We start from the raw sequence: 12,585 nt of genomic DNA, 5'->3' as shown, positions 1-12,585 counted from the left end.
AGACCCTGTGGGAGCCGGGCTTGCCCGCGAAGACGGCGGCACAGTCAACATTGCCGCAAGCAGACCCACCGCTATCGCGAGCAGGCTTGCTCCCACATTGGATTCGGGGCGTACGCAGAATTTGCAGACTCCCACACCTGCTATTCCATGGCCGGACTCAGCGTACCCAGCCAGGCCACCAAAGCGAGGATGACCGCCGCTACAGAGAACTCAAGGATCATGCTGCGCCGCAACGCCCTCACGGCGACACTGTGTTCGCCGGTTTGCCTGGCCTGTTCCAGCTGCGGGCTCAGGTGAAAACGGTTCAGTGCGGCGAACACCAGCATGGCCGCAAACAGGACGAGTTTGAGTGTCAGCAATTGACCGTAGGCACTGTCGAACAGCCCGTCGATACTCGGGCCGACGATGAACAGATAGTTCATCACGCCGGTCACGCTGATAATCAGCACGATCACCGCGCCGGCGTTTTCAAAGCCGGTCAGGGTCCGAGACAGCACCGGCAATCGGTGTTCGGCCTGGCGAAGCAGCAGCACAAACGCCGCCAGGGCACCGACCCAGGCACCCGCTGCCCACAGGTGCAAAAAGTCAGTGATGAAGTGCCAGCTCCGTCGTTCGCCTTCGTCCATGGCGCCATGGCCGGCCCAGGCCAGTGTCGCAAGGGCCACGCCTGCGGCCAGCGTGCCCAGCCACAGGCTGGCGCTCGGCCAGCGCTTACTTTGCGTCGCGGCGACAATGGTCAGCATCAATGCCAGTATCCGCAGGCTCCAGCTTGAGCCCATGTCAGTCTCCAACACCATCATTTCAACGTGTGGCTGTAACTCGGCCCAGTCCGTAACGCCGCTCATGGCCCAGACCATGCAGAGCATGCCGGCGACGGACAGCAGCACGCCGATGATGGCCGTGCTCGCCAGGAGCCTTGCGAAAGGCAACACCTCACCCGACTTTCGTTCCTGGCCCCGCAGACCATAAAGGCCGAAAGCCGCCAGGCCGAACAGCAGCATCAGATCCAGATAGAGGGCCAGGCGTAGAGCGATGTTGATCAGCGCTATGTCGATCGAGTCGCTCAACTCACTTCACCTTGAATGTGACGTTGCCGGTGATCGGGTGAGTATCGGACGATACCGCGCGCCATTGGACCTGATAGGTGCCCGACGTGAGCGGGGTATTGGGGACGATGACCATGGTCTTGGGGTCTTCGCTGCCCGACACCTTGGCCGGCATGGGCATCGGCGAATGGGCCGACATGCCGGGCATCTCGGTCATCAGCAGCTTGGCGCCGGAGAACTTGGTCATCAGGTTCTCGGAAAAGTGCAGTTCGATTTTCTCAGGTGCCGATCCCTGCGAACCTTCGGCAGGGGTGGTGGACAGCAGCTTGGGGTGTGCCTGGGTCAGGCCGCTGCTCAGCAAGCCGGTGGACAACGCGACGGTGATCACAGCGTTTTTGATGAATGACATGCAAGGACTCCTACAACGGTTTTCTAGTTTTTTGGGAAATGGAGGGGGCTCAACCCGTTAGAACCACATACGCACGCCCAGGACCAGGCGTGCCTCGCTACGGTCATCGCCTTCTTCGCGAGCGTAGTCGGCGGTATTGCCATAGGTGCGGTTCCAGATGACGCCGATGTAAGGGGCGAATTCGCGACGAATTTCATAACGCAGCCGCAGGCCCAGCTCGGTGTCCGATAGCCCTGAACCCATCGCGCGCTCCGGATCGTTCTTGCCGTAGAAGTTGGCTTCGGCGGTGGGCTGGAGGATCAGGCGGTTGGTCAACAGGATGTCGTAGTCGCCCTCCAGGCGCACGGCGCTCTGGCCGTTCTCACCGAGGTATGCCGTGGCCTGGGTTTCGAAGTTGTACAGCGCCATGCCCTGGATGCCCAAGGCAGCCCAGGTTTGCGGTTCGTCCGGCTTGAAGTCCTGGCGCACGCCGGCCACCACGTCCCACCAGGGGCTGATGGCGTGGCCCCAGAGGGCCTGGAGTTCGGCTTCTTCGGTCTTGCCGTTGGTGCGTTCGCCTTCGGTGCGCAGCCACAACCGGTCGATGTCGCCGCCGATCCAGCCGGAGGCGTCCCAACTCAGGGCGCTGCCCTTATCGGCGTCTTGCCATTCCAACTGATTGATCAGAAAGAAGGAGTTGAGCGCGCTGTCATTCATCATGTGGCTGCCGTGGTCCTCATAGACCGCTGCGCGATCGGCGGCGGTCAGTTCGGGGATCGGCGTGCGACTGGTGGTGGGGGGCGGCTCCATCGACTGCATGCCCTGCATGGAATCCAATCCTTGCATCTGGCCATGGTCCATGCCCTGCATCTTGCTGTGATCCATGCCTTGCATAGCGTTGCCGGCTGCCCAGGCAGGCGTGGCCATGCCTTGTGCCAGGCCGGCCATGATCATCATCGACAGGAGGGGGGATTGAATGTGTCGGGTCATGGTTCGGCTCCTCATTCCTGTACCCGGATTTCACGGAACATGCCCGTTTCCATGTGGAAGAGCAGGTGACAGTGATACGCCCAGCGTCCGAGGGCATCGGCGGTGACCCGGTAGCTGCGCCTGGAGCCGGGCGGCACGTCGAGGGTGTGCTTGCGCACCATGAACTGACCGTTTTCGTCCTCCAGATCGCTCCACATGCCGTGCAAATGGATGGGGTGAGTCATCATGGTGTCGTTGATCAGCACGATGCGCAGTCGTTCGCCGTACTTGAACAGCAACGGCTCGGCGTCGGAGAACTTCACGCCATTGAATGACCAGACGAATTTTTCCATGTGTCCGGTCAGGTGCAATTCAATGGTGCGACCCGGTTCGCGGCCGTCCGGGTCGGGGAAGGTGCTGCGCAGGTCCGCGTAGGTCAGCACCTTGCGACCATTGTTGCGCAGGCCCATGCCGGGGTCGTCGAGCTTGGGCTTGACGCTCATGGCTTGCATGTCCACCAGTGGGTTGTCTTGCTCCGATGGCGGATGGGACGGCATGTTGCCCATACCTGGCATCGCGCCGTGGTCCATCATCGGCATGTCACCCTGATCCATGGTCGACATTTCGCTTTGATCCATGCCCTCCATACCCTGCATGTCCTGCATGGCGCCGTGATCCATTGCGGGCATCTTGCTGTGATCCATGCCTTGCATCGATCCATGGTCCATGCCGCTCATATCACCCATGCCAGCCATGCCACCGTGGTCCATGCCGCCCATGCCCATATCGTCCATGGTCACCAGCGGTCGCGGATCAAGCGGTGGGACCGGGGCCGAGAGCCCGGCTCGGGTCGCCAGGGTGCCGCGGGCATACCCGGTGCGGTCCATCGACTGGGCAAACAGGGTATAGGCCTGCTCGGTCGGCTCGATGATGACGTCGTAGGTTTCGGCCACGGCGATCCGGAACTCATCCACTGGCACCGGATTGACGTATTGGCCGTCGGAGGCGACGACCGTCATTTTCAGGCCGGGGATGCGCACATCGAAGTAGGTCATGGACGAACCGTTGATGAAGCGCAGGCGAATCCGCTCGCCCGGCTTGAACAGGCCCGTCCAGTTCATGTCCGGCGCCTGGCCGTTCATCAGGTAGGTGTAGGTCGCGCCGCTGACGTCCGCCAGGTCGGTGGGGTTCATTTTCATCTCGGCCCACATCTTGCGATCGGCCACGGTGGCGCCCCAGCCCTTGCTGGCGACATCGTCGATGAAGTCGCCGACGGTGCGTTTGTTGTAGTTGTAGTAGTCCGACTGCTTCTTGAGTTTGCGGATGACGTCGGCGGGGTCTTCGTCGGTCCAGTCGGTGAGCATCACCACGTAGTCCCGTTCGTACTGGAAGGGCTCGGGCTCCCGGGCATCGATGACCAGCGGCCCATACACCCCGGATTGCTCCTGGAGTCCGGAATGGCTGTGGTACCAGTACGTGCCGTTCTGGCGGACCTTGAATTGGTAGACGTACTGGCCGTCGGGTTCGATGCCCTTGAAGCTCAACCCGGGTACGCCGTCCATGTTGGCCGGCAGGAGAATGCCGTGCCAGTGGATGGACGTGGTGTCTTTCAAGCGATTGCGTACCCGCAGGGTCACTGTGTCGCCTTCGCGCCAGCGCAGCAGCGGGCCGGGAATGCCGCCGTTGATGGTTTGGGCGATACGGGGATGGCCGGTGAAATTGACCGGGCTTTCGCCAATGAACAAGTCGAAGTCGGTGCCGCTCAATACAGTGGGCTGGCCTGGGCCGGTCACCGCCCAGACGGGGGTGCGCCACAGGCCCAGACCACCCAGGATGCTGCCAGCGGTCAAGCCCTTTACGAAGGTGCGCCGGGAAGTTTTTGTTTGCATCGATAAAAGTCCATCCGTCGATTCGCGACATGCACAGGGGCTGTCCCCGTACAGGTGTGAAGCAAAGATGACACAGGCAAGCGGGGCGGGTGATTACATTTCAGTCAGGTTGGTTCGGCTTTCCGCTCCCCAGCGACGCAGTGTTTGATGGCGTTGGAGCGTGCCGGCCAGGCACCAATCAGAATGATCTTTTGCATCGGCGGGATATTCTGTAGCCTTGCCGGCTTCACGCTGTCCCGTGCCTGATTGATACCCACTTTCCCGGCGGTACCCGAGTGGTCCGGAGCCGGGTGTATACTCGACTTTCGCGCAAATGCGCCTGCAGGTCTTGCGAACATGACGCAAATTTCCGAACGCCTTCTGGTCCAGGCTCACCTCGACGCCAAACAGCCCAAGCCGCTGAGTGCCGAGCAAGAGGCCTGGTACCGCGCCGCCATCGCCGCCGAGCTCAAGGCTCAGGACGCGGTGCTGGTCGCGCACTTCTACTGCGACCCGATCATCCAGGCCCTGGCCGAGGAAACCGGGGGCTGCGTGTCCGACTCCCTGGAAATGGCCCGCTTCGGCAACGCCCATCCGGCCAAGACCGTGGTGGTGGCCGGGGTCCGGTTCATGGGCGAGACCGCCAAGATCCTCAATCCTGAAAAACGTGTGCTGATGCCGACCCTGGAAGCCACCTGTTCCCTGGACCTCGGTTGTCCGGTGGACGAGTTCTCGGCGTTCTGCGACCAGCACCCGGAGCGGACCGTGGTGGTGTATGCCAACACGTCGGCGGCGGTCAAGGCCCGTGCCGACTGGGTGGTGACGTCCAGCTGTGCGCTGGAAATCGTCGAGAGCCTGATGGACAACGGCGAGACGATTATCTGGGGTCCGGACAAGCACCTGGGCACTTACATCCAGCGCAAGACCGGCGCCGATATGCTGCTCTGGGACGGCGCTTGCATCGTCCACGAGGAGTTCAAGTCCAAGCAACTGGAGGACATGAAGGCCTTGTACCCGGACGCCGCGATCCTGGTGCACCCGGAGTCGCCGACCTCGGTGATCGAACTGGCGGACGCCGTGGGTTCCACCAGCCAACTGATCGCCGCAGCCCAGAGTCTGCCGAACAAGACGCTGATCGTCGCGACCGACCGTGGCATTTTCTACAAGATGCAGCAGCTGTGCCCGGACAAGGTCTTCATCGAAGCCCCTACCGCCGGTAATGGCGCGGCCTGCCGCAGTTGCGCCCACTGCCCGTGGATGGCGATGAATACCCTGGAGCGTACCCTCAAGAGCTTGCAGGAAGGCACCAACGAGATCTTCGTCGACCCGGCGTTGATCCCCCAGGCCATTCGTCCGCTCAAGCGCATGCTGGACTTCACCCAGGCAGCGCGGATGAAGCTGGCCGGTAACGCCTGAGTCCTGATGTTCGTTCCCACGCTCCGCGTGGGAATGTCTCTACGCACGCTCCGCGTTCGGCTCTGGGACGCGGAGCGTCCTTGGCTGCATTCCCACGCAGAGCGTGGGAATGAGACGTGTGAATCATTTGGTCTTCTTGGGAACCCGCACCAATTGCGTGTCCGAGTAGATGTCATGCCAGCTGCGCTTGCGCTTGTCGAACAACGACCAGAGAAAGCCCAGCCCTACCGGCAGCCATGAGGCAATCGACACCACGAACCGCAACAGCGCCTGCCACAGGCTGATGGCCGAGCCATCGGCGTTCTGCACGCGGATGCCCCACACCTGCATGCCCAGGGTCTGGCCGTTGTGGGTCCAGAACTTGGCGAAGAAACCGAACAGCACGAACAGCAGCACGGTGGACAGCAAGGGGTCGCCATCCAGTGCGCCGGCTTCGGTGAGGGTACGCATTTTCTCTTCGCCGATGATCCCCATCTGGACCATCTTGTAGATGCCGCTGGTGACGATCAGCAACGCCGTGCACAGCAGAAAGTCATAGAACATCGCCGCCAGGCGACGACCCAGGCCAACGGGGGGAAAGTCGCCCTGAGGGGTAAGCAGGTGTTTCGGCATGACGGCCTCGGACCAAAAAGAAGCCCATTCTACGGATTTACGCCCATAAAAAAGCCCCTGATATCAATCAGGGGCTTCTGGGGTTGCGAAAGCTTAGGCTTCGGCAACAACCTCGTCAGCCTGCATGCCTTTCTGGCCTTGCACGGCAACGAAGGTGACTTTCTGGCCTTCTTTCAGGCTCTTGAAGCCGCTGCCCTGGATGGCACGGAAATGCACGAACAGATCCGGACCGCTCTCAGGAGTGATAAAACCAAAACCCTTTTCGTCGTTGAACCACTTGACGGTACCGCTCTGACGCTCAGCCATTTTCTTATTTCCTTTGACGCTTAAATTGATGACAGCCTCTTTCACTTGAAAGAGTACTGGGGCTGGGTTGCAGGAAAGTAAGAGACGTCGAACGGGATGTAGCGAACTTCATAGGCTACTGCCCAGGTCACGATTCCAAGCGACCCATGCAAACACAGTGACCAAACTCTACGCCAACTACGAATGAAAAAACAACCCCCTCTGAAGGGCCCGGTTTTCCTAAGCTTTGCGCTATTTATGCGTTTCGTTGGCCTGGGCTTAATCGATAGGCTAGTTCAATTGTTTGCCAACCTTATAAACACCGTTCAATAGGAAATAAATGCACCTTTTTATGGCGGTTGCGTTACACATTAGTGCACGTATAACGCAATCGCGTTACTTATAGAAACAGTCAATCAGCCGCGGTAGTAGCGTTGTGCAACGAATGGCATTTTGCTTACAAGCAAAGGCACCTTTTTCCCACGGACAATGGCCCAGACGGGCGTTTCCAGGGCGGTATAGGCGGCGTCCAGATAACCCATCGCCAAAGGACCGCCCAGGGTCGGACCGAAGCCGCCGCTGCACACCGCACCGATGATCTCGCCTGCCTCGTTGACGATTTCCGCACCTTCGCGCACCGGGGTGCGTTCCTGGGGCAGCAGGCCGACGCGTTTACGGCGCACGCCATTCTGTTGCTGGGCGAACACGGTTTCAGCGCCCGGGAAGCTACCTGCGCGGGCACCGTCGGCACGGCGGACCTTGGAAATGGCCCACAGCAGGCTGGCTTCGACCGGCGTCGTCTCGGTGTTCATGTCGTGGCCGTAGAGGCACAGGCCGGCTTCCAGGCGCAGGGAATCACGGGCGCCGAGGCCGATGGCGGCCACTTCCGGTTCCGCCAGCAGGGCGCGGGCGAGCTTTTCCGCATCGGCGGCGGGCACGGAGATTTCGAAACCGTCTTCACCGGTGTAGCCCGAACGGCTGACAAAGCAGTCCACGCCCAGCAGCGTGACGCGCTGGAATTGCATGAAGGTCATTTTCGCCACGTCCGGTGCCAGGCGGGCCAGTACGGTGACGGCTGCCGGACCTTGCAGGGCGAGCAGGGCGCGGGCCTCGAACAGCGGCTCGATGTCGCACTGGCTGCCGATGTGAGCGCGCAGATGGGCCAGGTCCTGGTCCTTGCATGCTGCGTTGACCACCAGGAACAGCTCGTCGTTGCCCAGGTTGGCGACCATCAGGTCGTCGAGAATGCCGCCGTTGGCGTTGGTGAACATGGCATAGCGTTGCATGCCCACCGGCAGGTCGATGATGTCCACCGGCACCAGGGTTTCCAGGGCCTGGGCGGCGCCCGGGCCGGTCAGGCGGATCTGGCCCATGTGGGACACGTCGAACAGCCCGGCCTGATCGCGGGTATGCTGATGTTCTTTCATGACCCCCAATGGGTATTGCACCGGCATGTCGTAGCCGGCGAACGGTACCATGCGGGCGCCCAGTTCTAGGTGCAGGACATGCAGCGGGGTCTTCAGCAGTTGTTCGGTGGACATATCAGCTCCTGGAAAAATGAAGAGAGGCAAGCAGCGCGTATCAGCATTCGATGATGTTGACCGCCAGACCGCCACGGGCGGTCTCCTTGTATTTGCTTTTCATGTCGGCGCCGGTCTGGCGCATGGTGCGGATGACTTTGTCGAGGGACACGAAGTGATGCCCGTCGCCGCGCATGGCCATGCGCACCGCGTTGATGGCTTTCACCGAGCCCATGGCGTTGCGTTCGATGCAGGGCACCTGCACCAGGCCGCCGATCGGGTCGCAGGTCAGGCCGAGGTTGTGTTCCATGCCGATTTCAGCGGCGTTTTCCACTTGCTGCACCGTGCCGCCCAGGACTTCGCACAAGGCACCGGCGGCCATGGAGCAGGCGACGCCGACTTCACCCTGGCAACCGACCTCGGCACCGGAAATGGAGGCATTTTCCTTGTACAGGATGCCAATGGCGGCGGCGGTCAGCAGGAACCGCACCACGCCGTCCTCGTTGGCCCCGGGAATGAAGCGCATGTAGTAATGCAGCACGGCCGGGATGATCCCCGCCGCGCCGTTGGTGGGCGCGGTGACGACACGCCCGCCAAAGGCGTTTTCCTCGTTGACGGCCAGGGCATACAGGTTGACCCAGTCCAGCACCGACAACGGGTCGCGCAACGCCGCTTCGGGGTTTTTGCACAACTGGCGGTGCAGTGCCGCTGCCCGTCGCTTGACCTTCAGTCCGCCCGGCAGGATCCCTTCATTGCGGCACCCGGCCGCCACGCAATCTTGCATCACCTGCCAGATCTTCAGCAGGCCGGCGCGGGTTTCGGCTTCGGGGCGCCAGGCGCTTTCGTTGGTCAGCATCACCTGGCTGATGGACAGGCCATAGGTGCTGCAGTGGCCCAGCAGGTCCTTGGCGCTTTTGAACGGGAAGGTCAGGACCGTGGCGTCTTCGACGATACGGTCGGCGCCGGCGGCGTCTTCATCGACGACGAAACCGCCACCCACCGAGTAATACTCGCGGCTGCGCACTTGCAGGCCCGCACCGTCGAAGGCACGGAAGATCATGCCATTGGGATGGAAGGGCAGCGGCTTGCGAATCATCGCCAGGTGCAGCTTTTCGTTGAATTCGATGGAATGTTGGCCCAGCAGGTTCAAGCGACCGTTGCTGCGAATGTCCTGCAGGCGGGCGTTTACCGTTTCGGTGTCCACGGTGTCCGGGTGTTCACCTTCCAGGCCCAACAGCACGGCCTTGTCACTGCCGTGGCCCTTGCCGGTGGCGCCGAGAGAGCCGTACAGCTCGACCTTGACGCTGGTAATGGTTTCGAGCAGGTCATCACGACGCAGCCCTTCGACGAAACGGGCAGCGGCACGCATCGGGCCGACCGTATGGGAGCTGGAAGGGCCGATACCGATCTTGAACAGGTCGAACACGCTTAACGACATGGTGTTTCTCCGGTTTCTTTTTATGACGATCGAAAGATTGAGAGGGAACCCTGTGGGAGCGAGCCTGCTCGCGATTGTGGAGTGTCAGTCAACATCTGTATTGGCTGTCACACCGCAATCGCGAGCAGGCTCGCTCCCACAAGGGGATAGGCGGTGTTGTTGCGAGGGGGCGGTTGACCCGCCCCCTCACAGGTCAAGCGTAGCTTTCGATCGACGGGCAGGCGCAGACCAGATTGCGGTCGCCGAACACGTTGTCGACCCGGCCCACTGGCGGCCAGTATTTGCTTTCGATCAACGACGCGACCGGGTACACCGCTTGTTCGCGGCTGTAGGGGTGGGCCCACTCGCCGACGATTTCCGCCGCGGTGTGCGGGGCGTTTTTCAGCGGGTTGTCGTCCTTGTCCAGGCTGCCGTTTTCCACTGCGCGGATTTCTTCGCGGATGCAGATCATGGCGTCGCAGAAGCGGTCCAGTTCTTCCTTGGATTCACTTTCGGTCGGCTCGATCATCAGCGTGCCGGCCACCGGGAACGACATGGTCGGGGCGTGGAAGCCGAAGTCGATCAGGCGCTTGGCCACGTCGTCGACACTGATGCCGCTGCTGTCCTTGAGTGGGCGCAGGTCGAGGATGCACTCGTGGGCCACCAGGCCGTTGCTGCCGGTGTAGAGCACCGGGTAGTGCTCTTCCAGGCGACGGGCGATGTAGTTGGCATTGAGGATCGCCAGCTGCGAGGCGCGCTTGAGGCCGGCGCCACCCATCATGCGGATGTACATCCAGGTGATCGGCAGGATGCTGGCGCTGCCGAACGGCGCCGCACATACCGCACCTTCCTTGCGCTCCATGCTGGCATGGCCCGGCAGGAAAGGCGCCAAGTGCGACTTGACGCCAATCGGGCCGACGCCCGGGCCGCCGCCGCCGTGGGGAATGCAGAACGTCTTGTGCAGGTTCAGGTGCGACACGTCGCCGCCGAACTTGCCCGGTGCACAGAGGCCGACCATGGCATTCATGTTGGCGCCGTCGATGTACACCTGGCCGCCGTTGTCATGGATGATGCCGCAGATTTCGCGGATGCCTTCCTCGAACACGCCGTGGGTGGACGGGTAGGTGATCATCAGCGCGGCGAGGTGTTCGCGGTGCTCGATGGCCTTGGCACGCAAGTCTTCGATGTCGACGTTGCCACGGGCATCGCACGCGGTGACGACCACGCGCATGCCGGCCATGTTGGCGGTGGCCGGGTTGGTGCCGTGGGCCGACGAAGGGATCAGGCAGATGTCGCGACGGTCTTCGCCACGGCTCTGGTGATAGGCGCGGATCGCCAGCAGGCCGGCGTACTCACCCTGGGAACCGGCGTTGGGTTGCAGCGACACCGCGTCGTAGCCGGTGGCGGCGCAAAGCATGGCTTCCAGTTCATCGGTCAACTGCTGGTAACCGGCGCTCTGCTCGGCCGGGGCGAATGGGTGCAGGGCGCCGAATTCGGCCCAGGTCACCGGGATCATTTCGCTGGCGGCGTTGAGTTTCATGGTGCAGGAACCCAGCGGGATCATGGTGCGATCCAGGGCCAGATCCTTGTCGGCGAGCTTGCGCAGGTAGCGCATCAGCTCGGTTTCGGAGTGGTAACGGTTGAACACCGGGTGGCTGAGGACCGGCGACTGGCGTACCAGTTCGGCAGGGATACGGCTTTGTACGCTGGCGGCCAGGGTGGTGAAGTCCGGCAGGGCCTTGCCGCCGGCCAGCAGTGCCCACAGGGTCTCGATGTCGGCCTGGCAGGTGGTTTCGTCCAGGGACAGACCCAGGCGTTCAGCGTCTACCGCGCGCAGGTTGATGCGTTTGGCGCGGGCCTGGTCGTGCAGGGCAGCGGTTTGCGCGCCGGTGTGCAGGGTCAGGGTGTCGAAGAAGCTGTCCTGTTCGACGCTCACGCCCAACGCGCCCAGGCCCTTGGCGAGGATCGCGGTCAGGTGATGGATGCGGTTGGCGATTTGCACCAGGCCCTTGGGACCGTGGTACACGGCGTACATGCTGGCGATGTTCGCCAGCAGCACCTGGGCGGTGCAGATGTTGCTCGTGGCTTTCTCACGACGGATGTGTTGCTCGCGGGTCTGCATCGCCAGGCGCAGGGCCGGCTTGCCGAAACGGTCCACGGACACCCCGACCAGGCGGCCTGGCATGTCGCGCTTGAAGGCATCCTTAGTGGAGAAATACGCCGCGTGCGGGCCGCCGAAACCCAGCGGTACGCCGAAGCGTTGGGCGCTGCCGATGGCGACATCGGCGCCGAATTCGCCCGGCGGGGTCAGCAGGGTCAGGGCCAGCAGATCAGCCGCGACCGCCACCAGGGCGTTGGCCCCGTGGAAGCGCTCGGTCAGTTCGCGGTAGTCGAACAGGTCGCCGTTGCTGGCCGGGTATTGCAGCAGCGCGCCGAAGAACGGGCTGGCATCGGTCAGCTCGCGTTCGTCGCCGACCACCACGTCGATGCCCAGGGGCTCGGCACGGGTGCGCAGCACGTCGAGGGTCTGTGGGTGGCAGTGGCGCGAGGCGAAGAAGGCATTGCTGCCCTTGTTCTTGCTCAGGCGCTTGCAGAAGGTCATGGCTTCGGCGGCGGCGGTGGCTTCGTCCAGCAACGAGGCGTTGGCAATCGGCAGGCCGGTGAGGTCGCTGATCAGGGTCTGGAAGTTCAGCAGCGCTTCGAGACGACCCTGGGAAATTTCCGGTTGGTACGGCGTGTAGGCGGTGTACCAGGCCGGGTTTTCCAGCAGGTTGCGCAGGATCGGTGCCGGCGTATGGCAGTTGTAGTAGCCCTGGCCGATGTAGGTCTTGAACAGCTGGTTCTTGGCGGCGATGGCCTTGATCGAGGCCAGTGCATCGGCTTCGCTCTGGCCATCACCCATCTCCAGCACGCTGGTTCCCTTGATGCTCTCAGGGATGACGCTGGCGCTCAGGGCTTCCAGGGAGTCGTAGCCCAGGCGTTCGAGCATGGCTTGCTCGTCGCTGGCCCGCGGGCCGATATGACGGGCGATGAATTCGTTGGCGGTGCCCAGATTAACGGTCAT

10 protein-coding genes are annotated in these 12,585 nt (G+C 62.3%); 1 reads left to right on the top strand and 9 read right to left on the bottom strand.

Going from position 1 to position 12,585, the window contains the following annotated elements; genetic code table 11:
• Positions 1–140: 140 nt before the first annotated feature.
• From copD to ACODTO_RS15365, 4 genes are read right to left on the bottom strand one after another with little or no spacing between them, the layout of a single operon-like run.
• Positions 141–1,067 carry a copper homeostasis membrane protein CopD gene (copD, locus tag ACODTO_RS15380; protein WP_257225686.1) on the bottom strand — a complete coding sequence of 309 codons (927 nt, stop codon included), beginning with the start codon at positions 1,065–1,067 and terminating at the stop codon, positions 141–143.
• 1 nt (position 1,068) lies between these two features.
• Entirely contained in the window at positions 1,069–1,455 is a 387-nt protein-coding gene (gene copC / locus ACODTO_RS15375; protein WP_139647690.1) for a copper homeostasis periplasmic binding protein CopC, read from the bottom strand.
• A gap of 57 nt (positions 1,456–1,512) precedes the next feature.
• Positions 1,513–2,424, bottom strand: coding sequence for a copper resistance protein B (locus ACODTO_RS15370; protein ID WP_489106678.1), 912 nt, complete (start codon positions 2,422–2,424; stop codon positions 1,513–1,515).
• Positions 2,425–2,435: 11 nt separating this feature from the next.
• Positions 2,436–4,292 carry a copper resistance system multicopper oxidase gene (locus ACODTO_RS15365; protein ID WP_489106677.1) on the bottom strand — a complete coding sequence of 619 codons (1,857 nt, stop codon included), beginning with the start codon at positions 4,290–4,292 and terminating at the stop codon, positions 2,436–2,438.
• 336 nt (positions 4,293–4,628) lie between these two features.
• On the opposite strand from ACODTO_RS15365, the gene nadA reads away from it, so the two are divergent.
• Positions 4,629–5,687, top strand: a complete 1,059-nt coding sequence (gene nadA, locus ACODTO_RS15360) for a quinolinate synthase NadA (protein WP_024779477.1) — start codon at positions 4,629–4,631, stop codon at positions 5,685–5,687.
• Between the two features lie 123 nt (positions 5,688–5,810).
• Here the strand turns inward: nadA and ACODTO_RS15355 are convergent, their stop codons facing one another.
• The 5 genes from ACODTO_RS15355 to gcvP all read right to left on the bottom strand — a co-directional run bounded on the left by ACODTO_RS15355 (position 5,811) and on the right by gcvP (position 12,585).
• Positions 5,811–6,299 (bottom strand): RDD family protein, encoded by a 489-nt coding sequence (locus ACODTO_RS15355; protein WP_139647697.1) that lies wholly within the window; start codon positions 6,297–6,299, stop codon positions 5,811–5,813.
• Positions 6,300–6,392: 93 nt separating this feature from the next.
• Positions 6,393–6,605, bottom strand: a complete 213-nt coding sequence (locus tag ACODTO_RS15350) for a cold-shock protein (RefSeq protein WP_040070294.1) — start codon at positions 6,603–6,605, stop codon at positions 6,393–6,395.
• A 395-nt stretch (positions 6,606–7,000) separates the two neighbouring features.
• The gene (gcvT, locus tag ACODTO_RS15345; protein WP_489106676.1) at positions 7,001–8,125 is read right to left on the bottom strand and encodes a glycine cleavage system aminomethyltransferase GcvT; all 1,125 of its coding nucleotides are present in this window, start codon (positions 8,123–8,125) and stop codon (positions 7,001–7,003) included.
• 40 nt (positions 8,126–8,165) lie between these two features.
• A complete protein-coding gene (locus ACODTO_RS15340; RefSeq protein ID WP_139647701.1) occupies positions 8,166–9,542 on the bottom strand; it encodes an L-serine ammonia-lyase in 1,377 nt (458 codons plus the stop codon).
• 193 nt (positions 9,543–9,735) lie between these two features.
• Positions 9,736–12,585, bottom strand: coding sequence for an aminomethyl-transferring glycine dehydrogenase (gene gcvP / locus ACODTO_RS15335; protein ID WP_175384690.1), 2,850 nt, complete (start codon positions 12,583–12,585; stop codon positions 9,736–9,738).

Source organism: Pseudomonas sp. FG13, assembly GCF_057809755.1.
This window is presented reverse-complemented; position numbering and strand designations above follow the sequence as displayed.